A 593-nucleotide genomic window follows, 5' to 3' on the forward strand; every position below is an offset into this window, starting at 1 on the left:
TCTCGAAACCTTGCTCATGACACGGATTCCCGAGGCTCGGGAGGTGCTCAGAGCGCTGTTTGGCGGGTCGATTCCGCTGCTACCGAAGAAAGACGGGACGCTAGAAGCAAAAATGGCCAGCTTTGCAGCTGGCCTATTTTCGCTTTTCGCTCTGAATCCCGATTTTTTGACCGAGAGTCAGATAAATGTGGTTGCGGGGGCAGGATTTGAACCTGCGACCTTCGGGTTATGAGGCTGATGATTAACATCAATGTTAATCGTAGCCAAGTGTCACAAGACTGGTCTTAAACGTCAATCAGATTATAATCCGTTGATTTATAAGAAATCTTTTAACGCCGCTCTTGTGACAGTCTTCCACGATTTCGGGAGCCGCATTCACAAAAGTTGTCACAACCGTCGTTTCAACCAACTACAGAGGGCGCGACTATACCTTGACCGTCGGGTTAACGCAAATCACTCGTCGTGTTCTGCTCGGAGTGCGGCCCGGGAGGGCTGTACCCACCCCTGTGGCCTGTCTGCCAAGACCTGCCGAATGCCTAGGCTGAGGCAGGGATCGGCCGAAAAACGGCGGGCGGCGGCTCAGCGATTCAGCG

The 593-nt window shown here is 53.0% G+C and carries 1 protein-coding gene; it reads left to right on the forward strand.

Annotated features, from left to right (window positions below; all coding sequences use genetic code 11):
* A partial coding sequence (locus tag L6Q67_RS24105) for a hypothetical protein (RefSeq protein ID WP_296576224.1) occupies positions 1–232 on the forward strand: 232 nt, incomplete at its 5' end.
* Positions 233–593: the final 361 nt, after the last annotated feature.

The organism is Zoogloea sp. (assembly GCF_023150065.1).
GTDB lineage: Bacteria > Pseudomonadota > Gammaproteobacteria > Burkholderiales > Rhodocyclaceae > Zoogloea.